Consider the following 23,512-nt stretch of genomic DNA (forward strand, 5'->3'; position numbering starts at 1 on the left):
CTCTACAACCAAGAGCGGCCTCATATGAGTATAGGAAACAAAACTCCTGAAGAGATCCATCAAACCAATCAAAAAACAGATCGATTGTGGAAAAACTATTATCCCAAAAACCGTACACTTGTAAACCAATAAACGGACTAACACAAACAGTCAATCAGTATCAGGATTTAAACAATAACCTGTAAACTGTTTTTAGGACGAGTCATCTTTGAAAAATCCCCCCAACCCCCTTTTCAAGGGGGAATCCTCCTCAAATCCTCAACTTATAAGTTCACGTGCAAGATTTCGGATACACATATTTTTAATTATTCGGAGTAAAACTCACCTATCTGCCCGATACGCGATCGGGTCAGGATCCCCATCCTTATCACCAGTGATATATCCATTGATACGTACCCCATTGAGCAATAACATTCCCGCCACATGGGGAGTCGCCATGGAGGTGCCGCTCTTAGAACCATAGCCTCCTCCCGGCATGGTGGACCGTACGCTCCGACCCGGTGCGGCAAAATCTATCGGAGGATTTCCATAGTTGGAAAACGAAGACAAGGCCCCGTTGCTGTCCATGGAAGAAATGGTGAAAATATTGGTCCCGTTCACTCTCGCAGGAGAATAATTGCTTGCCAGATCTGCATTGTTCATTGCCGCTATGACCATAAAAATCCCTTTGGCAGCAGCGTTGATCACTGCCTGATCCTGAATGCTGCTCGGTGACCCTCCCAAGCTGAGGTTGGCCACATCCCCTGGTTTTCCAACTCCCGCTACATAATCAATTCCTGCGATCACCCAGGACTTCTGCCCGCTTCCTGTAGGGCCCAATACTTTAATAGGAACTACCGGTGCACCTGCGGCAACGCCTACCACACCAAACTTGTTGTTGATGGCGGCAATAGTACCGGCAACGTGAGTTCCGTGGCTGTTTTCATCATCCAAAGTAGTGCTGATATCATCAGGTACGGCTTTGAAGCCCAAGCTAGCCAACACATTCAAATCCGGATGGTCCAAATCGATCCCAGAATCAATCACAAAGGCCACATTGGATCCCATGTAGGTAGAGAATCCCCCCACTTTTTGGATTCCCCAAGGAACCTCTTGATTTGGATCTGAAGTTTCCGGGCTATAATCTATCGAAGAGGACGGATCTGGGTCAGGACTTGGACTGGGTTCTGGCTCCGAAGGTACCGGCTCTGTTGGCTCTGGTTCCGTAGGAGCGGGCTGAGAGGATTTAGGTCCTTTGGTAGTAGACCCCCCTTTTCCGCCCTTGGCTCCTGCCCCATCCAGGGTGATCCACTCATCTTCTTCGATGGTAAGGATTCTTGAATCCGTCCGAAGAGATTTTACCTGCTCCTCACTCAAATGAACCGAAAACCCATCAATAGCTGCACTGTAAGTCATCCCAATCTGTGTAGCTGCGATACGATGCGAGGCAAGCAGCGCGCCGGAATATTTTCGCATGGCAGCCTGATTGGAGATATAATCGCCTGACTTCCTGAAATTGGTCTCATTGGGCTTTAGCATGACGATGTATTGGTTTGGAATAGTCTGCGTAAAATGCGTGACCAGATCTTCCTCCAGTACTACGGGAACAGATTCATTGATGTCCTGGCAGGACCAAGTCAATCCGGCAATAATTACCAGAATTGAGACGGTTGATTTAAGGTGATTTTTCATAGCTAATTTCTTGACTGTCATTTTTTTGATTTCTGAACACAGAGAAATGGATTTGAAAGTTGACCCAATAAAAAAGCCTCCCGAGGAGGAGGCTTTGCTATGGCTATGTGCAGCAGGTGACTGCAGCAATTCATTTTGATTTTTCATTGGGCAACAATTCAAATATTCCTGTCTGGAACATGTTTGGTGGCCAAATCTAGGCGATGAAATCGGCCTAAAAAAGAATTAAATTTTGCATTTAATATTAAAAGCAAATACTATTTCTCGTCTCGCAGTTTTCCTGGTTCAAACCCGTGAAATTCTGTGACAAAAAATTTTAGCTAAATTCCCCATGATCAGAAATGAATAAGAACCGAGATCATCTAAGCATTTTCCAATTTTGATGTTCAGCAGACTTAATAACTGTAGATCAAGGTTTAAAAACTTTAACCATTGGTCCGTAGTAAAAAACTTTGCGATCCTCCGCGTTCACTGCGGTGAAATACAAAAGCGTATAACCAAAAAAAGTCCGACTCTTACGAATCGGACTTTTAACTTAAAACCTTATTTGAAAATTAATAACCTGGGTTCTGCGTCAATGGTGCAGAAGCATTTGTTAAGATTTCTTCCAATGGAATAGGCCAGATAAACAAGTTGCTGGCATAAGGCAAGGAGTGATCGGTTGGAATAGTTCCTGTTCCTGTGTAGAAGGCGATTCCCGTGATCGATCTTGAAGTAGCTTTAGCCGGGATACCAGGCATTCTTCCTTCACCTGCCAATCTGTGGATGTTAGGGAATCTTCTTCCTTCTGCAAGGAATTCGATTCTTGTCTCCTGGATTATCGCACCTATAAGCGCATCGGCATTTGCAAAGTTTGCAGCGGTGTAAGCCGGTACAGTTGCAGGCAATGCTCTGCTTCTCACTGTATTCAACAAAGTAATAGCAGCTGCCGTGTTGCCCAATCTTGCATTCGCCTCAGCTGCTGCTAGGACAACCTCAGAGAATCTCATAACAATAGACTTGTCAGAGAACGTAGTATTGTCGACGTATTTGTTGGTAAACATTCCAAGTGGACCTTGACTTACAAATCCATCTGCGGTACCTCTGATGCTTCTTCTAGTATCTTCGGGATGCCAGAAAGATGCTCTCCAAATCAATGGGCTGATTTTTACCAGACCCCTTGAACCCAAGTTTGGATTGCCGTACATGTTGGCCAAAGCACCGTTTACACCCGGATTGGAATTGGCAGTATTTTCAAAAGAGAAAATATTGTCAGTACTAATTCCACCGCTTCTAAATGGAGCCAATGGATTAGCTGTTACAGTGTATCTTCCTACCAGCTTATTGTATTCAGTCAACACACCTGCCCAGTCTTTCATGTGCAATTTCACTCTAGCTTTCAATCCGATTGCAGCACCTTTCTGAGCTCTGAATGGATTGGTACTTGAGTTTAACAAACCTTCAGCCTGATCTAGGTCTGCCAAAAGTTGCGTGTAAACCTGCTGTACTGTTCCTCTTCCCACTGCTTCACCCGGTCCAACTTTGGACACATCATTGATTGCGAAAGTACGATAAGGAATACCCATCGCCGATGGATTATCAGAATACGGTCTTGAGAAATAAAGCACCAATTCATGATGTGCAAGTGCTCTTAAATAAAGCGCTTCACCCATAAACTGATTCATCACTTCAGTAGTAATCGCACCGCTAGACTGCGCTATCGGTAGATTCTCAATTACAATATTTGCACGGTTGATCATTCTGTAAAGAGAGATCCACTGTCCGTTATTGTTTGCAGTCTGAGGATTGTGTGCATTAGTATATGTGACTTCGTAGAACAACTGATCGTTGTACATGTCTTCACCTCTCATATCACCTTGCTGTGTAGAGGCTGCTCCGAATGGATATCCACGCTGAACTGCTCCAAGATAGAATCCACGTTGAGCAGATTCATAGATTCCCAACACTGCCGCATTTACCCGGTTAGCATCCGCAAAAGCCTCAGCATCAGGAATGATGTTGGCAGGCTGCAGGTCAGTCACATCGCAAGAGGAAGTAATTCCCAACATCGCCAATGCAACTAACGCTGTCTTTATATTATTTGAAATTATTGTTTTCATGTGTTTGTCATTTTTTTTTCAAAGGCCACATGGAATCTCGCAATACTTTTAATTTTCCCAACTAGTGAGGTTTGAAATATGCTCGATTTCATATTGTTCGATTTTAGGAGGTTTGATTAGAATCCAACATTAAGACCCACAGACCAAGTTCTGATAATCGGTGCAACGTTCCAGTCAACACCGAAGCTCAACTGACCGCTAAACTGGTTAGACTCGGGATCAATTCCTGAATACTTAGTAAAGATCAATGGGTTCTGAACTTGTGCAAAGAATCTAGCCGATCTGATATTACCATTGAAGGCACTATTCAAGGTAGCAGCTGGAATTCTATACCCCAAAGTCATGTTTTGAACACGTACGAAATCACCTTTTTCGATGAATCGGCTGTTAGCAGAAGAAGTTTGCCACACATTGGCATCTTGACCCGTGTATAACTTCGGTACATTTGTAACCTGACCGCTTTCAGTCCATCTACCCAAGATCTCTCTGTGGTTGTTGGAGAATCCAAGACCCATCAGACCTCTCAACGATTCATTCATGATGTAGTTACCACCTGAATATCTGATGAAAATTTCTGCATCAAAGTTGCCAAAAGTGAAATTGTTTGACCAACCACCCTGATATTTAGGAAGCGTATTGCCCAAGAATTCTTGAGTTGGGGCTGCCCCAGCAACAGAAATGTCACCAGGATTAGCAGGATCAAATTGTCTAAACGTTAATCTTCCAACTCCAGATGATCTTAAATCATATTGTACAATATTCTCACCACTGAAATACATTGGGTTACCGTTTGCCGGGTTTACGCCTGCCCACTTAAATCCATAGAGCTGAGCGATAGGACCGCCTTCAACTGTTCTGTTGTAAGTACCAGTCAAGGGCTGTACCAAGTTGGTTACTTCGTTTTTGATAAATGTAAAATTGAAGTCAGTATTCCAAGAGAATCTGCCTCTGTTGACGACATTAGAAACCGCCCGAAATTCAACACCTTCGTTATACATCGCTCCTACGTTCTGACTGATGTTGTTACCTGGAATACCCAAAGAAGGTGCAGTTGGTGCATTCAATACGATACCGTCTACGTTGTTTTTGAAGTAATCCGCAGAGATGGTCACTTTACCAATGGTCATATCCAATCCAACGTTAAACTTCTTGGAAGTCTCCCACTGCAAAGCAACGTTGGCGACATTGGAATAACCAATACCTGCACCGGCAGCAGCCTGTACTGGACCAAATCCACCCGCATAAGGGAATGAACCTCCCGGTAAGCTTACGTTACCAACTTCAGCGTAAGATGCTCTTACTTTGAAATCAGTGATCAGTTCAGAATTGAAGAAACCTTCATCTGATATTCTCCATCCGATAGATCCGCCTGGGAATGTACCTCTTCTATTTTCTGTGGCAAGCTGAGAAATACCGTCATTTCTTACAGCAAATGACAACAGGTATTTGCCTTTGTAGCTGTAATTGAATCTTGCAAAGTAAGAATCAAAACCTTGCTCCTGGAAACCCCCACCTGAAAACTGGTTGTTGTATGAGTTGGAGATCAAGTTTCTCAATCTGAAAAACTCATCCGAGAAATCAGTTCCTGATGCCGAGAAGTTGTAGAAATTAGTGTACTGATATTCTACACCCGCAGTCACGTTGATGTTGTGATCATCAGCCAATACGGTCTGATAATTCAAAGTATTCTGCCAGTTCCATCTCAAAGCCGGGTTGAACGCCATAGTTACTGAACCATTTGCACTTCTACCATCACCATGCTTAGGGTTAAGCGTAGTGAAATCATCTGCCATAGTCAAATCGATACCGATCTGAGTTCTTGCAGTCAATCCAGTAACAATGTCCACTTCAGCATAAGCATTACCCAAAAGTCTGTGGTTTCTGCCTCTGTAGAAGTTATTTTCCAATACATAAGCAATGTTTGGAATATTGTTGTCAGGTCCGGCAAGGTTAGCACCAAATCCAGTAGTTGCTCCATTTGCTGTGATGTTAAATCCGTTGAACGCGGTGTTTGCCGGATCATAAATTGGAACGTTTGGCAATGCACGGGTCGCATTGTAGATCGCACCTGACAGGGAGTTTGCTCCATTGTTCAGTCCCGTGATTTCAGTGTAAGCGTAAGACATGCTGTTACCGATTCTTACTCTCTTGGAAATTGCATGATCAATGTTTGCTCTGAAAGCATAACGCTTCAAATCGTTGTTTTTCACAACAGACTCCTGATCCGTAAAGCCCAAGGAAAAGAAATATTTGGTCGCTTCAGATCCACCGCTGATCGAGAGGTTATGCTGCTGAGTCACACCTCTTCTAAGCACGGCAGCTTGCCAATCCGTATTTACACCTGGATTTGCCAAAGCAGAAGCATTTGCATTTGCTCTTTTTTCGTTTGCAATAGGTACCCATTCGTCACCGGTCAAAAGGTCAAACTGTGCTACAGCCTCATTAATACCTGCACTGACACTATAGTTTACTTGAGCTTTACCGGTTTGTCCTCTTTTGGTAGTGATCAAAATCACACCGTTGGCAGCTCTGGAGCCGTAGATCGCAGTAGCAGAACCATCTTTCAACACTTCGTAAGACTGGATATCCGCAGGGTTGATGTTTGCCAATGGATTGGAAGCAACAGCACCTGATCGGTCGGAATCAACTACCGGTACACCATCGATAACGATCAATGGATCAGCTCCTCCTGAAAGGGAGTTTACACCTCTGATTCGGATGATTGGTCTTGCACCCAAAATACCACTGGGAACCGTTACAGACACACCGGCAGCTCTACCTGCCAACTGAGCATCGAATGAAGGAGAGACAAGATTTTCGATTGACTCATTGCTGATTGATGCCACAGAACCTGTGATATCTCTTCGCTCCTGAGTACCGTATCCGGTTACTACCACTTCATTTAGGACTTTGATATCGGTAGTCATGCTCACATTGATCACGGAATTTGAGCCAATTGGCATTTCCTTAGTGAGATAGCCAACGAAGCTAAATACAAGTGTCGTTGCATTTTCAGGAACAGTGATTGAATATGACCCGTTCAGGTCAGTGATTGTTCCTTGTGTGGTGCCTTTTACCACCACGCTGGCGCCCGGTATACCTTCAGGCTCTTCGGCCGAAGTTACCCTACCAGTGATCGTTTTGGATTGCGCGAGTACTGACACGATCGTCAGAAAACTCAATGCAAAGCCTAATAAAACTTTCTTCATAGGTAATTGATTTAGTTTTTTTAACATTCAGTAAGCAATATGCGACCTTATAATGCATTGAAACAAATCTCAAAAAACAGCCTAGAGTCTCACAAAAAGCAATTTTATTTGGCCAAACAGTCTTTTTATTAAAATTTAAACTAACTATCAGGGCTTAATCCCTGTTCTCATAATAAATTCATTGTATTTCATCCTAATTGAGATTTAAATTTCATTATATCGGATAAAATCAAACAAAATTCTGAGCCTTAGATTTATTCAATTTAAAAAATCGAAAGATTAATTATTAATAATAAAATAATATTTGGTTAATAGAATGCTATTTGACTTTAAACAATTTATTCTTTTGACAAGACAAAATTTAGAGAATATAGAATCAAAATAATTGAATACAAATAATCAAATTACCCAAATTTTATAAAAATCTAATTTTTTTGAAAAATCTGTATTTTTTTGCCTTTAAAGGCTTAAAAAGTGCCTTTTTACTAAAATTCAAGCTCCAAATTTTATTTTCCTAAATAAAACCCATTCTCCGTTTATTCGCTTGAGTAGCACCAAGTCCAAGGCTGAAAATTCAGTCTCAAAACTCAGCTTTTTCACCAAAAGCAAAACCTCAGAAAAATGAATTGGCTTGATGTCTTTGAATGCAACGGTCATGTGAGGGTGGTAATTGCGATCACTTAATTCATCTACCAAATGAAGTTCGCGTTTGCAGAAATGCTTTATTCCTTCCTGAAAATTTTCGAGTTGGGGTGATTTCAAGATATTTAGGTAAACCACTCTTTTTCCAAAGTTCCCTACGCCTGAAACCTGAATCGGAAAGGGTCTCCTATCTTTCAAGTATTCGTTTAGCTTTTCAATTAATCGCCCCTCTTTAGCCTCATTGTAATTAAAGGGCATTTTGACTGTAATATGGGGAGGCGACTTCAAAGCATACTTTACCCCAAACTGATCACGAATCAGGAATTTCATTTCCTGAACTTTTTCAATAATTGACTCAGGCGGAACTAAGGCCAAAAAGTACTTTTGGATAACTTTCATCCCCTGAATTTAACCTTGAAAATATTCTCTTTGCGTCATTTAAAAAAATCTGTTCAATTTCCTCAGGCAATCTTTTAACTTGAGGGTAAATAACTCAACACTATGAAATTCTTTTCCAAAGCCATGGTGGGTCTTGACCTCACCGAAATGGATGATATCCTGATCAAAAAAACGGCAGTATTTGTGAAATTTTTAGGAATCAATAAATGCTATTTCGTGCATGTGGCAAAAAACCTGGAGATACCCAGAGAAATTCTAGATAACTATCCGGATCTCCTTGCTCCGACAGATGAATCTATAGAGGCCATCATCACTAATAAGCTGAAGGAACACAATTTTCCTGAGGATATCGAAACCGAAGTTTTCGTGGATGAAGGAAGTCATCCTTTGGACTCCTTTCTTCGCTGGGCAAAAATCAAAGATGTGGATCTGATCATCATGGGCCGCAAAGAAAGCCTGCCCGGTCACGGAGTCTTAGCCGATGGTGTCGCCAAGAAGGCTCCTTGTTCGGTGCTTTTGGTTCAGGAAAAAAGGCCGATAAAATTTCCTAAAAAGGTCCTGATCGCAACGGATTTTTCATCTCACAACCATTTGATCTATGAGTTCGCTGAGCAAATTACGGATAAACTAGGCGCCGAACTTGTCCCGCTTCACCTCTATGAGGTACCGCACGGATATTCAAAAACAGGGAAAACTTACGAGGAGTTTTCTGAAATCATGAAAGAAAACGCGAAGAATGATTTCAAAAAATTTGTGAGTAAACACCACCATCCAGAACTGGCATGTGAAATGCTGCTCAACGATGGCAAAAACCCGGGAAACTTAATATTGGAGTTTGCAACTAAGATTGAGGCCGATATGATTTTGCTGGGATCCAGAGGTAGAACCACCTCAGCAGCGATCCTTTTAGGAAGTACTGCGGAAAAACTTATTCACGTAAACAAGTATCTCCCCATGCTGATATTTAAAAAGAAAGGAGAAACAATGGGATTCTTTGATGCCCTGTTTAAGCTTTGATGGGTTTTCTCAAGTAAAAGCAAGCCTGATCCCCTTTGCCCTCTTGGTTATACAGGAGGGCTTTTTCTTGCATGGATGACCTGACATCCTTGGTAAGAAAGGCAGCGGTCTTACTTTCGTCCAATAGTTCACCTCGACGATACAGTTCTGTTCCCCAAAACTGGAAATCAGTGGAATCAAATGCTACCTCATCCAACACAAAGCCAAGCTGCTCTGCTTTAATTTTGAGGCCTTTCAGGGTCGGAATAATCAAATGCCGGGGTGCATCAAGTTGAACCCAAAACTCCCGGCTTTCTTTCCAGACTTCTGAATCAGCCACCGGACAGCGAATGAGCAGCTTTCCTCCAGGCTTAAGTTTCTCATAGCATGATTTCAATACATCCTCTGGATCCTCCATGTGCTCAAACGAATGGTGCATCATAATCCAGTCGAAGGAAACTTCTGATTCTTCAATTCGCTTTTTCCAAAGGCATAATCCGGGAGCGATTTGAGTATCTTCCGCGATGAATGGATCAAAACCCTGCAAATCTGTAAACCCCGCAGCATGAAGTTCATATAAAAGCTGCCCATTGCCGCAACCTACATCGGCAATACGATCCGAAAACCCAGGCTGAAACTTTACAAGCCAATAGCCAAACACAGGACTCAGCCATCTAATGCCGAACCTGAGAAACACACGCATCCGAAATTTTTTCAGAAGTCGAGCTATTGGGTTGGACTTTTTGAGTTCTGCAAAGGAATAATAATCGGCAGGGTAGTAGCTCGAAAGATCAGCAGGAATGGAATCTAATTGCAGGGACTCACAGGAAATGCATTCAGCATAGCTGAAATTTCCCCCCAAGCCAAGCATCCGTTCCTTAGCCTGAAAAAACCTCAGATCGGAACTCCCACAAAACTTGCACTTGGACATCTAGATTAATAGGCGTTTTCCCGGTTGAAAATCAGTTCGTGTATGGTTTTCACCATGATTCCCATATCAAGGAAAAAAGACCAGTTGTTGATATAAAAATAATCCAGTCTCACTCTGGAACGAATTTGATGGGTATTTTCAATCTCACCACGGAAGCCCCTTACCTGTGCTAAACCCGTTATTCCGGGACGGATTTTGTGTCTAGAATTGTACCGTTTGATTTGCGTTTTAAAGGTTTCATTCATTGGGATCGTGTGGGGCCTAGGCCCAACGATGGACATATCTCCCATCAGCACATTGAGAAATTGAGGCATTTCATCCAAAGAAGAATTCCGAAGAAATGATCCAATTCGGGTAACTCGGGGATCATTTTTGGTGGCTTGTTTAGTGTCAGCATAATCGTTTGGAGTCATTGATCTGAACTTCAGACAATTAAACACATTGTTATTCACCCCATTTCTTTTTTGGATAAAAAATACAGGCCCCCGCGATTCCAATTTGATCAAAATTCCAACCAAAGGAATCAACCAAGAGAGAATGAAAATGGTCACCAAACTTGCAAAAACCAAGTCAAAGGTTCGTTTGGCTAAACTATTCAAGGGATTATCAAGTGGGATTTCATTGACATTGATTACAAAGAAATCTCCATACTTCGAAAAGGAAAGATTCTTTTCCAACTGGAGACTTCCGCCGGGAATCATCTTGACTTTGATGTAGTTCTCATCGGCAAAATCAATGACTTTTTTAACTAACGAAGGATCGAGTTGCTCTTGAATGTAAATGAGGTCCAAGTCCAACTTGGGAGCCTCTCCAAAAAAATCCGTGATCCCTCCCCGTGTCTGATTGCAATCTGCCTCATCGTCAAAATATCCAAGAAAATTTATTCCAAAATCTTTTCTGATTCTAAAAACATCAGCAAGTCTCGGACTCGTACCTCCTTTGCCAACGATCACTGCATTTCTGTAGTTATTCCCTTTGGCACGGTAATGACGAAGAAACATATGCACAAGCACACGAAAGCTGCCCATGAAAAAAATCATGGTCACCCCTAATCCGGCGATCTGAATCCATCGGAAATTTCCATTTTGAAGCGGCGTCCAAAGGATGGCTGTAACACCCAAAAACCATAAAAGGGTGGCTAGAAGATTTCTGATGGTGTGATCATACTCATCTGTTCGCCCGATTTTGTAGTCTTTCCTCAGAGAAGAAATGAGCAGCCATAGCAGTGAGAGTGGCAGAAATGCCGAAAAACTTGCTCCCTCGAATACGCCTGTCAGCTGAAGGAAAACATTGGCTATGGATAATGAAATCAGGGATACCAGAAAATCACTGGTTATAAAAAGCCAAGGAAAATAGGTGTCGAATCTTCTCTTCATAAAAATAAATCCATACTAGTCCTGTCCATTAAAAACAAAAACCTGACAATTTTAATATTAACCTTAAAGTTTTGTGTCTCAAAATTAACAAAGAAATTCCGTCAGCTGCTTACTTTTGAATTTATTTGTAATCTCAAAACGCCAATGGGCTTCTAATGAATTTCATAATCGATCTTTTTGCATCATCCGATCATCCCGATTCACTTGGTGCCAAATTCCGAGCCAAACGGCTTCGCAAATTCGAAAAGCTTTTTTTTAGAAATTTTAATCCGGAAAAAGAAATTCAAATCCTCGATGTCGGAGGGACAGCGAGTTTCTGGAAAAAAAGTCAAATCCCAAATATCCCCGGTGTGCGCATCACCCTGCTCAACCTCCATCTGGAGAAATCAAGACATCCACACATCAGCTCCATGATCGGTGACGCGACAGAGATGAAAAATTTTGAAGACAAAGAATTCGACTTGGTTTTTTCTAATTCAGTGATTGAACACCTGTATACTTTTGAAAAACAAAGTAAGATGGCAAGGGAAATTCAACGAGTCGGGAGAAAATACTTTATCCAGACTCCAAATAAGTATTTCCCAATTGAGGCACATTATGCCCTGCCTTTTGCTCAGTATCTGCCTAAACGACTGCTCTTGTTTTTATTGACTAAAACAAAACTTAGCAGATTCAAACGTTGGGATCGCCAAGTTGCTCAGCAATATTTGGACGAGATCAGGTTATTGAATGAATCTGAAATGCGGATGCTCTTTACCGAATCAAAAATTTTGAAAGAAAAGACAATCGGATTGACCAAATCCATCACAGCGCATAATCTCCGCTAATCCGCAAACTGCAAGCGCACCAAGTTGGCATAAAAGCCTCCTTCATCCGCTAACAGTTCCTTGTGACTTCCCTGTTCCACAATTTTCCCCTCACTGAGTGCATAAATGCGGTCTACTTTTCGAATTGTAGCCAGACGATGGGCGATGATCAAAGTGGTACGGCCTTTCATCAGTTCATCGAGGGCCTGCTGTACCAGAGATTCGGATTCGGCATCAAGTGATGATGTGGCCTCATCCAAAATCAAAATAGCGGGGTCTTTCAAAATTGCCCTTGCGATGGCGACCCGTTGACGTTGCCCACCCGAAAGCTTCACCCCACGTTCTCCAACCAAGGTTTCCAGGCCTTCGGGAAATTGTGTGATAAACTGCCAAGCATTTGCCTTTTTCGCTGCCTGGATGATTTCATCCTCGGTTGCATCAGGTTTTGCATAGGCGATATTTTCCCGGATGGAGCCTCCGAAAAGCAAAACTTCCTGAGGTACAATTCCTATTTTGCTCCGTAAGGCCTTCAAGTCCCACTCCTTCACATCTCTGCCGTCAATAAGAACTGAGCCTTTGTCACTTTCATAAAAACGGAGGAGAAGCTGGATGATAGTTGACTTACCTGCTCCTGAGTGTCCCGCCAATGCAACTTTTTCACCGGGTTGTACCTGAAAGGATACATTTTTCAAGACCTCCACCTCCGGACGTGTCGGGTATCTGAAACCTACCCCTACAAATTCTATTTTCCCTTCAAACTTTTCTGAAGTTGCTCCATACTCAGCTTCAGGGGTTTCGTCCATAATCTCCAACACCCGCTCGGAGCTACCAATAGCTTTCTGTAGCTGACTATAAATATCTCCCAATCCTGCAATCGAGCCCCCAATGAATGTCGTGTAAAGCACGAAGGAAACCAACTCCCCTACGCTCATTTGGCCCTCGGCTACCAGACTCGCCCCGTACCACATTACTGCGACGATTCCTCCAAAAAGCGCGAAAATAATGAAAGAGATAAAAGCCCCCCGATATTTTGCTGTGGTCAAAGCCACTCCAACTACCGCGTTGAGGCCTTTTCCGTATCGAGCCGATTCGTATGCTTCACCTACAAAGGATTTGACAGTACTGATCGACTGAAGGGTTTCTTCGACGATGACATTGGCCGCGGCCAACTCATCTTGGGTTTTCTTGGAAAGTTTACGAATAAAGCGACCAAAAAACATCGCAATTACTATTAGAACCGGAAAGGTCCCCAGCATAAAGACGGTGAGTTTGGGTGTATTGAAAAATAAAAACCCAATCCCTGCCACCAAGGTAATGACCTGACGGAAAAGCTCAGCTAAGGTCGTCGAAAACGTATCCTGCAATTGGCTGACGTCGGCAGTGATTCTGCTTATAAGTTCACCGGTCCGTCTTTTGTCAAAGAAAGTCATCGGGAGCCGTACCAGTCTGCCATAGAGCTGGTGTCGGATATCACGCATAGCCTGCTCGGAGACGAGAGCAAAAAGCCAGACTCTGAAAAAGGAAAAGATGCTTTGGACAGCCAAAATTCCGATCAGGATTAAGGCAATAGAATTGACATCATTGACGATCCAAGTTGATCCCTGTGCGGTATCGATGAGCTTGCCCGCTACAAAAGGAAATGTCAACAAGGTAAGTGAAGACAAAAGCAGGAAGATCAATCCTGATATAAATGCCAATTTGTAAGGCATCAAAAACTGAAAAATCCCTCCCAGCTTACTTAGATTCTGCTTATTCAATTTTCGCTTTTCCTCCGGCTCCAGTGCAGTTCCTCGTTTTTTGGCCATTCTGTTTTGTGGTGATTTGGTCGCAAAAGTAGCGTATTAGAAAGAGAAATGACAGAAAAAAAGAAGGGCTATAGTTCCATACCTTCGACCAATGCCTTTGCCAGCTGCTCTCCCAATGCTGCCGAATGCTTGAACCCATGTCCAGAGCATGCGGAAACAAGTAATACATTTTCCATTTCAACCATAGGCCTGATAACAAACCGGGCGTCTTCCGTCACAGTATAAAAGCAAACCACTGACTTAATAATCTCCCGTTTTAATCCCAGAATTTTCCCTTCTACCTTTTCTCTCCAAAACAAGTCTTGCTCATCAGCACTTACTTCTCTGCTTAAATAATCCGGATGGCTGGAATCCACAAAAGATTCTGATGCCATTTTAACTGTTTTTCCATCCAGTGAAGGGAAACCATAGATGAAGTCCTCTGGATCTGGACCAAAGCCCCACATCCAGACCGGATAGTTGGCCCAATCTGTGAATTCAGGTTCTATTTCCATCCAATGCAATACTTGTCGACAGATTTTAAACTTTGATTTTTCCGCTTCCGGCAAAAAATCCCTGATCCAACCTCCTGCACTAAGGAGAACTTTGTCGGCAAGAATTTCCCTTTCTCCACTGCGGATCAAAATGGAATCCCCCAGCTTGGTGAGCTGCTCCACCGGTGAATTTAACAACAGCTGAGCCCCGTTTTTTTGGGCCAAATCCAATTGTGTGTGGATGGCTAATTCGGGGCGAAGAAAACCGGCATCATGCTCCAAATAGGCTTTACCGGAAGATCCTAACTGAAAAGCCGGAAACAGCGCCTTCAATTCTTCGTGATTGAGAATCTGATGTCCTACATTTTGCCTTTTGGCAAAAGATACCGTCTTATCCCAGAAACCCTCCGATCCATGTTTGGCCCAGGGTTGAGCTCCAGAATCCAATAAAATCCCCGACGTAGTCGACATAATTTCCACTCCAGCTTCCGCTTCAATTTCTCTCCAAAGCTGATGGGATCGCTTGGCCAAAGCGACATAATCTTCCCCCTCGCCGACGGCAAGGCGAGTGATTCGGCTTTCTCCATGACTGGAGCCAAAGGTGTGGGGAGGCTCGTAGCGATCAATACCAAGAATTGACTTTGAGCTTTTACTTAAGTGAAAAATTGTGGCGCTTCCGACGGCCCCAAGTCCGATAACCACCACATCGTATTTTGATAGGGAGCTTGTCATAGATAAAATTTACAGCGATTAAAAACAGGGGGCAATTTCCACTTATTGGTCAGCTTCTCCCCATTTGAGCGTCGATCAATTCGCGTTTCAATTTGCGTTCTCTCTCCAAGGTGTTTTTTCGGTGCTGCTCAAATTCCTCCTGTACTTCTATCAGATCTTTTTCTGCTTTTGAGATTTTGCTGGAGCTTCTGAAATATTGCACCGCAAAAAAAGACAAGGCTCCTGCCAGTACCAGTACCAATGCCCACATCATCGAGGAGTAGGCTGCTTTTTGAATTCCCATTCCCAAAAAACTGAAATTATCCCGATCCGCAATTGCCTGATTTTTCTCTTTTATTTCAGCTGACAGCAGATTTTGCATGATCACCACTGAGTCCCCCATGGTGGTCATTTGAAGTTTCAAGGCAGAAACTTCCTTCGACATGGTACGGATAGAATCCAAAACATTGGCTTTGAGCTGCTCAAGATTTGATTTTTTGACTACTTCATGATCCTGAAAACTATTGGAGACTCTGTAGATATAGTCAAATTGACTGGTGATGGTACCGGAGCGCAGGGAATTTTGGGTGGCTGTGGAATCTTGAGCAAAAGAAGCTGCAAATCCGGTCCCAAAAAAAAGTAAAATCAGGATGAGTGATTTGATCATCTTTAGGGATAAGTTAGGGAGGAAATAGATTTTCCAGAATTTAACAATAAACATGCCTTAGATCAAAAAAAAATAATTTTAAAGAGTAAAATTCAATCACAACTAAACAAATTATAATTTTAATCCTTCTACTTAGGAATGATTCAAACCAGCCAAGTTGTCCAACTATGAGATTTACCGTTGCCTTTTTCTTTTTGATTCAATTATCCGCTAGTGCTTTTTGCTTTCAAAGAGTGGCCACACAAAATTTCTTTGATTTGGGAAATGCCGCCTTTGAAAACAAGAAATGGAAAGAAGCTCAGGATTACCTGGATCAATGGCTACAGACTCATCCTGCGGATCAGGAGACTTATTGGCTAAGAGCACAGGCCTTCCAAAATCAGGGCAATTTGGATCGGGCTTTAAGTGATTTTAGCAGTTTACTCACCTTAAACCCAATTCATGCTGAGGCCCATTTCGAGCGAGGGCGAGTACGCTATCAATTGAAGCAGTATGAAGAAGCCATGGTAGATTTCGAGAATTTTCTCAAAACTCCTCCGGGAGAGACCACGAGGATTCTCTTCAAAATTTCCCCTGGAGACAACGCCGCCTCCGGTATTACCACGGTACAAACTTCCAGTCAGGAAGACGCCTACTATCATCTTGGACTGTGCAGCATCGCGTTGGAGGAGTATGATTTTGCGCTTTTGTATTTGGATGAAGCCATACTCCTGAATCCAAAACAAGCCGATTTTCATGCTGAAAAGGGTAGAGCGCTTGCAAGACTTGGGGATAATGTCCCCGCTATCGAATCCTACGAGACAGCGCTTCAGTTGGATCCGGATCATTTGCCTGCAAAGCAGGGCTTGGCTCTTGTGAAAACAGGAGGCGATACCGTACTATTGGAACAATTGGATCAAGTGATTTCGGATTCCGCCGGTAATTCACAAACCTACAAACAACGTGGATTTTACAGGATGAACCACGATGACTATGCAGGAGCCATTGAAGATTTTACCATTGCAATTATGATGGATCCCGATGATTCTGAATCTTTTTTTTATCGGGGCATGATCCGTTCCCGCCAAAAAAGCTGGGCCAAAGCTGAGGAAGACTATTCTGAGGCGGTGGACCTAGAGCCTGAAAATCCGGAATACTTCTTGGCTAGAGGTCAAGCCCGATATGTCAGCCAACGTTTAGAAGCTGCTTTGGCGGATTTCACGGTGACAGTTTCGCTTGATCCCGAACATGCCTCCGGGTATTATCACAGAGGGATTACCCATCAGCGGATGGGGAAACTCAAGGATGCCTGTGCTGATCTGCTCAAAGCGAAAGAGTTGGGAATGGAGGCGGCGGAAATCGCTTGGCAAAAAGTCTGCAACTGAATTAAAGCTCTCGAACGGTATCCACCTTGGAAGCAATAATTGCCGGTCTCCAAGATGCCAAAAGGGTTATCGATACCACAGCAACACTGATCCAGATGAAATCTGTCATGACAATCCGTACAGGATAGGCATCAACCACAGCGGAGGAAATCCCCAAAGAAACCAATCCAAAGGTATCTTGGGCCAGAACAACTAAATACCCCAAAACCAAACCAATTACTGCACCACTGAATGCAATCAATGCTCCTTGCTTCAGAAAAATCCCTCGAATCAATCTGTCTCGAGCTCCCATGGCCTTGAGTACTGCAATGTCTTTTTTCTTTTCGATGGCTAGCATGCTCAGCGAAAAAAAGATATTGAACGAGGCAATGGCCAATATGAAAGTCAGCGTGAGAAAAACGAATAGTTTTTCAAGTTTGACTGTCCGGATCAGACCGGCGTGCTGTTCGTCTGCATTTTTCACCAAATATTCAGGCCCCAAATAATTTTTCAGTCGTTTCTGAACGTCTTTGATGGCATAACCTTGTTTTACTTTGATTTCGAGGGAAGTGCGTTTTTCCCCATAATTCAGCAGATCTCTGGTAAAATCGAGGGGAGCAATCACGTATTCATCGTCAAATTTCTGGTCAATACTGAAAAACGCCCGGGGCTCAAGCTGCGCGCTGGCATAGAGCTGACTTGGGTCGATGCTAGCAGCCGATCGGGGCGCCTTGGGATAAAAGACTTTAATCGTCGAGTTAACCGCATCGAGATTGACAGAAAGAAAAAAACCAACACCTCTTCCTAGGATAGCGCCTGGTCTGATGGCTGTCCCCAAGGTCGTATCCCCCCAAAAATATCCTCTTGAAAATCTCCCCTGATCCAGAAAGTTGTCGGAGACACCTTTGATTTTTGCGACAATCTGACTTCCCCCATTCTGAAAGAGCGCATTGTCTTCGATCACCTCGGTCAGGATGGCTACTCCTTCGATTTGCTCGATTTCACGGAGCCATTCTTTTGGAGCTAAAAAACTTTTTCCGGCTACAGGCTCCACTTTCAGTTCCGCATCAAAACTTGCGAACAGGCTCCGAATCAAATCTTCCAATCCATTGAAAACAGACATCACGACGACTAAAGCGATGGTCCCCACAGCCACACCCACCATGGAGATGATGGACAGGACAGTGATGAAATTCCGCTTTTTCTTACTGCGAAAATATCTGCCGGCAATAAATGAACTGGAATTCAAAATATATAGGTTAATCCTGTTCGTCTTCTTCTTCTTCCTCTGGCGGGGCAGGAGGAATATTGAGATCTGAAATTACCTTATCCATGTATTGGGCATAAGTAGCAGAATCGTCCGGAAAGAAGGCAATTTCAGGAATAACCCTAACGGACTTGCCGATTCTTTTGGATAGGTGATGCCGGATCTCCTTTTTATGCTCATTGACGAGTTCATAAGTAGCTTTGGGATCTGCTAATAGGAAACTCACATAAACCTTTGCAAACCCTAAATCAGGACTGACCATTACCCGGGTGATCGTGATCATTGCTTTCCCAATGAGGTGTTTGGCCTCTTTCTGAAAAATATCTCCAAGCTCTTTCTGAAGCAGCTTAGCATGTTTTTGTTGTCTTTTGCTTTCCATTTGAAGTATTTGTGGTACAAATTTAGCGAAATACTTGGGCAAGCTTTAATTTCGACCCAATCCAACACAATCCAAAGCAGAAACCTTGTTAAGTTTTTTCAAAGTAAACGATCCTTTTAGACTCATCAGTGTAGCGATCTACCTGATTTTACTCGCAATAGTAATGCTTGGGTTTTTCTCTTTCCCTCTTACGGAACCCCAATTGATCTATATGGTTTTGGGGGAGAGATTAAGTGACGGATTTTTCCTTTATCAGGATATCATCGATGATACAGGGCCTTTGTCGGCCGGGTTCTTCACGTTCATAGATTTCCTTTTTGGGCGAAACCAATTTGCATACGAGCTAATCGGCCGAATGCTGGTGCTATTTCAGATCATCTATTGGAATACCGTTTTGATCCGCTACCGGGTATTTGAAGAAAACACCTACTTGCCCGCGATCATTATGGCTGCGCTATTTCACCTCTCCTTTGATATGGCGGCATTATCCCCAGCCTTGTTGGGAAGTACATTTTTGGTTTTGGCTATTGGACAGCTTTTTTCTCAAACAGTCCTACAAAAAGAGACGAGTGAATCGACCCTATTGATCGGGATTTATGGTGGTATAGCCACCGGATTTCATTTGAATTTTGGGATATTCCTTCCCTATATGATTTTCATGGGGATTGCCATCAGTGGGTTTTCTATCCGACAGCTTCTTTTATCACTGATTGGGTTCTTCCTACCGATTCTACTGGTGATGATGTTTTACTTTTGGAATAATGGGCTGACCGAGGCGTTTCAGATCTGGCCGCTGATTTTCACCTATGAAAAGTACAATTATCAATCTTTGGTGATTTGGGCTGTGTTGGGAGCCTTCCCTTTGTTACTGGCTTTAGTGGGGTATTTCTACAGTGCAGTCCTGCGCGGCTCAACGATCAATCAACAAAAACAGCGTCAAATGATCATTCTATGGATGATTTTTTCGCTGGCAGAATTTTTCCTGATCAAACGGCAAGCAACCTATCAGCTGTTAATTTTTATCCCGGGTTTGACCTTTCTGATCACTCAGTTTTTTCTGAATACAAGTAAAAGTGTGATCGGAAAACTGGCGTTTTTAATCCTTCTTTTTGGACTTCCTATCGCAGGCTGGTGGTTTTGGCAACAAGAATTAAAATCTGAATCAACCTATTTTGTGAGATCGAAGGCTGAGTATCAAATCAATCCCGGGGAAAAAATTATGGTCATGTCCAAAGACTCTTCCCCTTACCTTGGAAATCCTCTTGGGGGACCATTCCTAAACTATAATCTCACAAAGGCGTTTTTGGAATCTGAAAAAACACTGGAACAAAAGGCCAAGATTTTTCAAAATCTAACTACACAAAAGCCCCAAGTAGTCATCGACCCATCCGGGATGTTCAAAAACCTCCTGAATGAACTTCCTGCGCTCAAAAGTCTTTACACCGAAACTCAGCCGGGTGTTTTCCGGTTGAAGTAATAGTTCATTCATGTACTCCCTGTAGGTTTCACCCTTTTTAACATGGGTTGAATGCTTAATTATCCATTTAGGACTTAAATTTACAAATGATTAAATCCCTGTCTAAATCACTGGCTGGCCTGAGTATCGGCTTGATCGCCATGGGTTGCAGCACTTCTGCTGTGATTACCGCACTTCCAATTAGCTACACAAATACCACTGAAAGGATCTCCGAATTGTCCGAATCAGATACTCAACGTTGGGGTCATCTGGATTTGATCAAAGACACTGTTCCGGGGATGAGTGTAAATCGGGCCTATGCCGAGCTTTTGAAAAAGCGAAAAGGCCAGACTGTCATCGTTGGAGTCATCGACTCGGGTATCGATCTGAATCATGAGGATATCCGGGATGTCCTTTGGGTAAATAAAGGAGAAATACCCGGTGACGGCATTGACAACGACGGAAACGGCTATATAGACGATGTGCACGGGTATAATTTCCTCGGGGAATCTTACCATGAACAATTGGAAATCGCCCGAATCATCCGCCTCAAAATCGGAGATGAAGCCTATCAGGCAGAGGCAAGAGCTGCCTTGGAATCCAAACTTCCTGAAGCGCAGGCAGGACTTCCCCAGCTTGTGCAGATTGAGCAATTTGTAAGTATGGCTCATCAGAATATCCAAAAACAACTGGGGAAAGAATATTATTCCATGTCCGAGCTTGAAAAATATCAGCCAAAAAGCCCTCAGGAAGAACAGCAAGTGGGAATTTTAATGCAGGTAATGGGTATGGGACAGGATATTCCTGCTGCTTTGGCTGATCTGAATGAAGGAATAAATTATTACAAAGGTCAGGTAGAATACCACCTCAATGTGGCCTTCGATGGAAGAAAGCCTGTGGGGGACAATCCCTATGATATAAATGACAAAAAATACGGAAATGGCAACCCCACTATCCGAAACAAAGACGAAAGCCATGGGACGCACGTCGCAGGGATCATCGCTGCCACCCGAGACAATAAAAAAGGTGTCAACGGTGTAGCAAAAAATGTATCCATTATGAGCCTCAGGACTGTTCCTGACGGAGATGAATATGACAAAGACGTGGCCTTGGCTATTCGTTATTCTGTGGACAATGGAGCTAAAGTAATCAACGCCAGTTTTGGTAAGAGTTTTTCCCCAAATGCAGAATGGGTATACGAGGCTTTGGAATATGCCGCGTCCAAGGATGTCCTTTTCGTTCATGCTGCCGGTAATGACGGAAAAGACCTGGATGATCCTGAAAACAAAAACTTCCCGAATGACCATAAGTTTCAAAATTACCCCGAGTTTGTAGAAAATGTAATCACGGTCGGTGCGCTTACTTCCAATTTTGGCACCTCGATGATTGCCACTTTTTCAAACTATGGAAAACAAAACGTAGACGTCTTCGCTCCGGGAGACGGAATCTATTCGACCATGCCTGACAACAACTATGAATTCCAGGGAGGCACATCCATGGCAGCACCAGCTGTGGCAGGAATAGCTGCTATGATCCGATCCTACTATCCGCAGCTTTCTGCAGTACAGGTAAAAAAGATCATCATGCAGTCCGGAATTTCACCACAAGTGAAAGTGCAGCTTGGAGGTCCTGATGGGACGGAAAAATCGTTTTTGGAAATATCCAAATCAGGAAAAATCGCCAATCTCTACAACGCAATCATTCTGGCGGATCAAGTATCCCGCGGCACGGCTAAGTTGTAAGATTACGAGGAATCAGATAGGAGGATGAAGGATAATAGGGTGAGAATATGACTTCATAAAATCACCAAAAATTAATCTCCACAGGACGCTTTGAAACAGGTTTCCAAATTGGCTTGTGGAAGTGGGAAAAATCCAGACCCTTACAGCATCTGCATAGTTTACATTTCAAATAAAACCAAAACGGCCTCCGAGGTGATCTCGGAGGCCGTTTTGGTCAAGATAACATTTTAGCTACAGGCTATTTTATTTACCCTATTTTGGTGCCTGCCACCTTCGAAGTCGGTAGTCAGAAAGATCTCCGACAGTTTTTCCGCATGCTCATAGGATATAAATCGAGCCGGAAGCGCAATCACGTTAGCATCATTATGCTGACGCGCCAAAGCTGCCAGGTCCTCATTCCAACAAAGCGCTGCACGGATTCCCTGATGCTTATTTGCGGTAATAGCTACGCCATTTCCGCTTCCGCAAATCACAATACCCAAGTCAAATCCACCACTCTCGATTGCTTGACAAAGCGGGTGGACATAGTCAGGATAGTCAACCGAATCAGTAGAGAAGGGACCGAAATCTTTCACTTCATATCCCTGAGCGGTAAGCTTCTCAATCAGTTTGCCTTTGTAGTCAAACCCGGCATGATCACCTCCGATTGCAATTTTCTTCTTCATGGTTTATTGATTTTCTTCAGGATGATTACGCAGATATTCTGCTTCCACTAATGCTCTTTTCTTCTCCAGCCGCTTTGCAATAGAAATCCCCACTTCATACAATACCATAATTGGCATCGAAATGAGCAGTTGGGAAATCACATCCGGAGGAGTAATGATGGCAGAAATAATCAAGATTACCACAATGGAGTGCTTTCGATAGGCTTTCAACATCTTGGAAGTGACTAATCCTGACATCGAAAGGAAATAAATCACAACGGGTAATTGAAACATAATAGCCGAGGCCAAGACCAGCATCACCAAGGTGGTCACGTAGGAAGAAATGTCAAACTCATTTAAGATCGAAGGATCCAGTTGATAGTTTGATAGGAAGTTGATTGACAGTGGCGCTAGAATGTAATATCCAAAAGACGCCCCCAGGAAAAACAGGAAGCTTACGAAAAACACGGCTCCGCGGGCTGCATTTTTCTCCTTGTCATACAATCCTGGACTGATAAATCTCCAGAATTCCCAGAATACATAGGGGAAAGCAACAATAAATCCTACCACTAAGCTCGATGTCATGTGCATGGAAAACTGTCCAGTCATTTGACGGCTTTGGATTGTGAATGGTAGATCATCAATGCAAAGTGCTGGCACATTGAGCGAATTTGCTATGTCACAAAGTACCCTGTACGTAAAGAAATCCACTTTGGAGGGTCCCAAAATAATGATTCCAAACACGATACTTTTCGCCAAAAAGGCAATAACGGTAAAGACCAGAACTGCCGCCACTGATCGGAGCAAATGAAAGCGTAAAGCTTCCAAATGATCCAAAAACGACATTCCTTCCTCTTCCTCTTGAACTTGATCTAGGGCCACTTTGGTTATTCAGT

18 protein-coding genes are annotated in these 23,512 nt (G+C 43.1%); 5 read left to right on the forward strand and 13 right to left on the reverse strand.

Annotation, left to right across the window (positions count from 1 at the left end):
• Window positions 1–321: 321 nt before the first annotated feature.
• The 4 genes from Q8M62_RS18730 to Q8M62_RS18745 form a co-directional block, all read right to left on the reverse strand.
• Entirely contained in the window at window positions 322–1,671 is a 1,350-nt protein-coding gene (locus Q8M62_RS18730; RefSeq protein ID WP_304900235.1) for a S8 family serine peptidase, read from the reverse strand.
• Between the two features lie 554 nt (window positions 1,672–2,225).
• A complete protein-coding gene (locus Q8M62_RS18735; RefSeq protein WP_304900236.1) occupies window positions 2,226–3,770 on the reverse strand; it encodes a RagB/SusD family nutrient uptake outer membrane protein in 1,545 nt (514 codons plus the stop codon).
• A 116-nt stretch (window positions 3,771–3,886) separates the two neighbouring features.
• Complete coding sequence (locus tag Q8M62_RS18740) at window positions 3,887–6,979, reverse strand: TonB-dependent receptor (protein WP_304900237.1); 3,093 nt, start codon at window positions 6,977–6,979, stop codon at window positions 3,887–3,889.
• Between the two features lie 492 nt (window positions 6,980–7,471).
• On the reverse strand, window positions 7,472–8,020 hold the full coding sequence (locus Q8M62_RS18745) for a 2'-5' RNA ligase family protein (protein WP_304900238.1): 549 nt from the start codon (window positions 8,018–8,020) through the stop codon (window positions 7,472–7,474).
• A 102-nt stretch (window positions 8,021–8,122) separates the two neighbouring features.
• On the opposite strand from Q8M62_RS18745, the gene Q8M62_RS18750 reads away from it, so the two are divergent.
• Window positions 8,123–9,037 carry a universal stress protein gene (locus Q8M62_RS18750; RefSeq protein ID WP_304900239.1) on the forward strand — a complete coding sequence of 305 codons (915 nt, stop codon included), beginning with the start codon at window positions 8,123–8,125 and terminating at the stop codon, window positions 9,035–9,037.
• On the opposite strand, the gene Q8M62_RS18755 is transcribed toward Q8M62_RS18750, so the two are convergent.
• Together Q8M62_RS18755 and Q8M62_RS18760 are read right to left on the reverse strand one after the other, a co-directional pair.
• A complete protein-coding gene (locus Q8M62_RS18755) occupies window positions 9,027–9,947 on the reverse strand; it encodes a bifunctional 2-polyprenyl-6-hydroxyphenol methylase/3-demethylubiquinol 3-O-methyltransferase UbiG (RefSeq protein WP_304900240.1) in 921 nt (306 codons plus the stop codon). The genes Q8M62_RS18750 and Q8M62_RS18755 overlap by 11 nt on opposite strands.
• Window positions 9,948–9,952: 5 nt before the next feature.
• Window positions 9,953–11,323 (reverse strand): exopolysaccharide biosynthesis polyprenyl glycosylphosphotransferase, encoded by a 1,371-nt coding sequence (locus tag Q8M62_RS18760; protein ID WP_304900241.1) that lies wholly within the window; start codon window positions 11,321–11,323, stop codon window positions 9,953–9,955.
• A gap of 155 nt (window positions 11,324–11,478) precedes the next feature.
• On the opposite strand from Q8M62_RS18760, the gene Q8M62_RS18765 reads away from it, so the two are divergent.
• Window positions 11,479–12,150 (forward strand): class I SAM-dependent methyltransferase, encoded by a 672-nt coding sequence (locus Q8M62_RS18765; RefSeq protein WP_304900242.1) that lies wholly within the window; start codon window positions 11,479–11,481, stop codon window positions 12,148–12,150.
• Here Q8M62_RS18765 and Q8M62_RS18770 read toward each other — a convergent pair.
• The 3 genes from Q8M62_RS18770 to Q8M62_RS18780 form a co-directional block, all read right to left on the reverse strand.
• The gene (locus Q8M62_RS18770) at window positions 12,147–13,934 is read right to left on the reverse strand and encodes an ABC transporter ATP-binding protein (RefSeq protein ID WP_304900243.1); all 1,788 of its coding nucleotides are present in this window, start codon (window positions 13,932–13,934) and stop codon (window positions 12,147–12,149) included. The two genes, Q8M62_RS18765 and Q8M62_RS18770, sit on opposite strands and share 4 nt — an antisense overlap.
• 68 nt (window positions 13,935–14,002) lie before the next feature.
• The gene (gene solA / locus Q8M62_RS18775; protein WP_304900244.1) at window positions 14,003–15,139 is read right to left on the reverse strand and encodes an N-methyl-L-tryptophan oxidase; all 1,137 of its coding nucleotides are present in this window, start codon (window positions 15,137–15,139) and stop codon (window positions 14,003–14,005) included.
• A 49-nt stretch (window positions 15,140–15,188) separates the two neighbouring features.
• Window positions 15,189–15,785 carry a hypothetical protein gene (locus tag Q8M62_RS18780; protein WP_304900245.1) on the reverse strand — a complete coding sequence of 199 codons (597 nt, stop codon included), beginning with the start codon at window positions 15,783–15,785 and terminating at the stop codon, window positions 15,189–15,191.
• A 167-nt stretch (window positions 15,786–15,952) separates the two neighbouring features.
• On the opposite strand from Q8M62_RS18780, the gene Q8M62_RS18785 reads away from it, so the two are divergent.
• The gene (locus tag Q8M62_RS18785) at window positions 15,953–17,149 is read left to right on the forward strand and encodes a tetratricopeptide repeat protein (protein WP_304900246.1); all 1,197 of its coding nucleotides are present in this window, start codon (window positions 15,953–15,955) and stop codon (window positions 17,147–17,149) included.
• A 1-nt stretch (window position 17,150) separates the two neighbouring features.
• Here the strand turns inward: Q8M62_RS18785 and Q8M62_RS18790 are convergent, their stop codons facing one another.
• Together Q8M62_RS18790 and rbfA are read right to left on the reverse strand one after the other, a co-directional pair.
• Window positions 17,151–18,377 (reverse strand): FtsX-like permease family protein, encoded by a 1,227-nt coding sequence (locus tag Q8M62_RS18790; protein WP_304900247.1) that lies wholly within the window; start codon window positions 18,375–18,377, stop codon window positions 17,151–17,153.
• Between the two features lie 10 nt (window positions 18,378–18,387).
• A complete protein-coding gene (gene rbfA, locus Q8M62_RS18795; protein WP_304900248.1) occupies window positions 18,388–18,774 on the reverse strand; it encodes a 30S ribosome-binding factor RbfA in 387 nt (128 codons plus the stop codon).
• Window positions 18,775–18,859: 85 nt separating this feature from the next.
• On the opposite strand from rbfA, the gene Q8M62_RS18800 reads away from it, so the two are divergent.
• Both Q8M62_RS18800 and Q8M62_RS18805 read left to right on the forward strand, forming a co-directional pair.
• On the forward strand, window positions 18,860–20,251 hold the full coding sequence (locus Q8M62_RS18800) for a hypothetical protein (protein ID WP_304900249.1): 1,392 nt from the start codon (window positions 18,860–18,862) through the stop codon (window positions 20,249–20,251).
• An 86-nt stretch (window positions 20,252–20,337) separates the two neighbouring features.
• Window positions 20,338–21,972, forward strand: coding sequence for a S8 family peptidase (locus Q8M62_RS18805; RefSeq protein ID WP_304900250.1), 1,635 nt, complete (start codon window positions 20,338–20,340; stop codon window positions 21,970–21,972).
• 227 nt (window positions 21,973–22,199) lie between these two features.
• On the opposite strand, the gene rpiB is transcribed toward Q8M62_RS18805, so the two are convergent.
• Together rpiB and tatC are read right to left on the reverse strand one after the other, a co-directional pair.
• Window positions 22,200–22,637 carry a ribose 5-phosphate isomerase B gene (rpiB, locus tag Q8M62_RS18810; protein ID WP_304900251.1) on the reverse strand — a complete coding sequence of 146 codons (438 nt, stop codon included), beginning with the start codon at window positions 22,635–22,637 and terminating at the stop codon, window positions 22,200–22,202.
• Window positions 22,638–22,640: 3 nt separating this feature from the next.
• Window positions 22,641–23,498 (reverse strand): twin-arginine translocase subunit TatC, encoded by an 858-nt coding sequence (gene tatC / locus Q8M62_RS18815; protein ID WP_304900252.1) that lies wholly within the window; start codon window positions 23,496–23,498, stop codon window positions 22,641–22,643.
• Window positions 23,499–23,512: the final 14 nt, after the last annotated feature.

Origin of the sequence: Algoriphagus sp. (assembly GCF_030694375.1) — a bacterium.
In the GTDB taxonomy this organism is placed as follows: Bacteria; Bacteroidota; Bacteroidia; order Cytophagales; family Cyclobacteriaceae; genus Algoriphagus.